This is a genomic window from Halomonas sp. AOP43-A1-21 (genome assembly GCF_052376775.1).
Lineage (GTDB): Bacteria > Pseudomonadota > Gammaproteobacteria > Pseudomonadales > Halomonadaceae > Vreelandella > Vreelandella colorata.
Genome location: NZ_JBQSWC010000073.1, coordinates 1 through 2724 on the forward strand (window position 1 = coordinate 1; position 2724 = coordinate 2724).

Consider the following 2724-nt stretch of genomic DNA (forward strand, 5'->3'; position numbering starts at 1 on the left):
GAAGCCGCGGGTCTTTAGGGCTTCCAGAAAGCGCTTGTATACCGCGCTAACACTTTCACCGGCTTGCATTGCGATCATGCGCTTAGCGTCTCCAGCGCCTGTTCAATAAGGCTTAGACCTTCTTTTAATATTTCTGGCTCAGTGGTGAGCGGCGGCAATAAACGTAGAATATTGCGTTTGCGTCCGCTGGGCATCAGCAGAACGCCAGCGTTACGTCCGGCGGTCAATAGCGCCGTCAGATGCTCAGCGCCTGTGGCATTTTGAGTATCGTTAAAAACAATACCCCGCATCGAACCAACGCCCGTCATGGCTCCCAGCATAGGAAAGCGGCCGCTTGACTGCCACGCCTGGTAAGCTTCAACTATCAGTGCTTCCTGCTGCTCTCCCCAGCAGGCAAGCGCCTCTTCCTGCATGATGTCCATGACGGCCAGTGCGGCTGCGCATGCCACTGCATTGCCTGAGTATGTGCCACCCAGCGCACCTTTGGGTAACGCATCCATTAGCTCTGCCCGCCCCGCTAACGCCGCTAGCGGCAACCCAGAGGCGATGCTTTTGCCCATCAACAGAAGATCTGGCTCAACGCCCAAGTGTGAAAAGCCGAAACGCTTACCACTGCGCCCGAATCCTGATTGAATTTCGTCAAATATCAGTATGATGTTGTGTTGATTACAGATTTCACGCATTGCCGTGGCGAACTGAGGGCACAATAGGCGAAAACCACCTTCTCCCTGGATGGGCTCAACGATCATGCAAGCCACTTCATCGGCGGGTATTTCAACTTCAAATAGCCGCTCCAGCGCGGCAAGCGCCTGCTCATCGGTCACACCGCTATCACGGCTCGGGAAAGGTAGGTGATAGACAGGCCCCGGTAAGGCGCCAAGGCCTGACTTGTACGGTTTAACCTTGCCATTCAAGTTCAAGGCGGCCAGCGTTCGGCCATGAAAAGCATCGTCGAAGGCAATAACTGCTTGTCGACCGGTGACACCTCGAGCAACTTTGAGAGCGTTTTCGGTTGCTTCTGCACCGCTATTGGTGAGCATGCAGGAGAGCGGATAGGAGACCGGTACAAACTGGTTTAATGCGTCTACTACCGATAGATAACCCCGATGTGGCACTGCATTAAATGCAGAATGCATTAACGTTTCTACCTGGCTTTGAACGGCTTCCACTACTGCCGGATGGCTATGACCAAGGTTAAGCACGCCGATGCCGCCGATAAAATCGATATAGCGCTGGCCTGATTCATCCCAAACCTCCGCATTACGCCCGCGGGCTATACAAATAGGGTGTAAAACGCCTAACGCAGCACTTACATGAGGAAGATCCATTGCCATTGCTTTTCTGCCATTCAGGGTGAATGACGCTATCAAAGCAAATTATCAGGCGAGATCACAAACGAAAAAAAACGCCTAATGCATGCCATATTGGAATGGATGAATCACCAAGCGCTTAATGATCAGGCAGTGACGTTACTGATCGGCGAAAAAGGAATGTATATTTTACTGCCTGGAGCTTATAGGCCTTCCAACAAACGCAGGATCATCTGCGGCTGCTGGTTGGCCTGAGCGAGTATCGACATGCCCGCCTGCTGGAGAATTTGCGCACGGATCAGGTTCGATACTTCTTTGGCATAATCGGTATCCTGAATGCGCGACTGGGCCGCCGAAAGGTTGACGATGTTGTTATTAAGCCCATCGATCACGCTTTCAAAACGGTTTTGTACCGCGCCAAAATAGCTGCGCTGACGATCCAGTTGCTTAATGGCCTCATCAAGCTTGTCCATGGGGTTTTCAGTGGCATTGTCTTTAAGCACGCTGAAGCCATTAAGGCCTAATGCATCAAGGCTCATGGCCGCCATACGCACGCTGATGGTATTGCCTGCATTGGCCCCCACCTGAATATTAAGGCTGCGCGCCTCCCCGATCAGGTTAATACCGTTGAAGTTGCTCTGCTCTGCGATGCGGTCGATTTCCTCCATCCGCTGGTCGATTTCATCCTGAATTGAGGACAGGTCGTCAGGCGTATAGGTACCGTTGCCCGCCTGAACACTTAGCTCACGAATCCGCTGCAGATTGTCGTTGATCTGATTAAGCGAGCCTTCAGCCGTTTGTACCAGCGAAATCCCGTCGTTGGTATTGCGGATAGCCTGATGCATGCCGCGGATTTGCGAACCCATTCGATTGGCGATCGCCTGCCCGGCCGGATCGTCCTTGGCGCTATTAATACGCAAGCCTGACGATAGCCGTTGCATGGAGGTCTGTATCGCCTGCTGACTGTTGCGCAAATTATTTTGCACCAGCAGCGAGGTTAGATTGGTATTCAGGCTAAACAATATAAACCCTCACAGGGGAGAAGCTCGGCGCTTGCTGACTAGCGACCATAGAGTTATCGGCCTGAGCGGATAAATCGTTAACCTTTTTTTGTCATTAAAGAACGTCCGCTGACGGTAAGCACCTCATCAACAGGGAGCCGGACGTAGTCGTATTCAAGGTATCCCTGGTCGAGCAGTTCACCATTCCACGCCACAATATCCAGATCCATGGTGCGAGGGCCTGATTTGTTCGGGCCATGCACGCGCCCCAAGCGGTTTTCTACCGTCTTTAAATAGAGGCGAAACGCTTCATAGGTCAGCGCCGTACGAATCAATAGTGCGGCATTGAGAAAATCAGGTTGATCTAAAAAGCCCACCGGCGGCGTGCGAATGGCCTGAGAGTGTGCCACTAG

3 protein-coding genes are annotated in these 2724 nt (G+C 52.4%); all 3 read right to left on the reverse strand.

Annotated elements, in window-relative coordinates; translation table 11 throughout:
• Window positions 1-74: 74 nt before the first annotated feature.
• Window positions 75-1328, reverse strand: coding sequence for a 2-aminoadipate transaminase (locus tag ACT3R7_RS20515; RefSeq protein WP_192539680.1), 1254 nt, complete (start codon window positions 1326-1328; stop codon window positions 75-77).
• A gap of 185 nt (window positions 1329-1513) precedes the next feature.
• Complete coding sequence (locus ACT3R7_RS20520) at window positions 1514-2332, reverse strand: flagellin N-terminal helical domain-containing protein (protein ID WP_225736336.1); 819 nt, start codon at window positions 2330-2332, stop codon at window positions 1514-1516.
• Window positions 2333-2409: 77 nt separating this feature from the next.
• The coding region (gene folK / locus ACT3R7_RS20525) for a 2-amino-4-hydroxy-6-hydroxymethyldihydropteridine diphosphokinase (protein WP_496199452.1) at window positions 2410-2724 on the reverse strand (315 nt) is incomplete at its 5' end.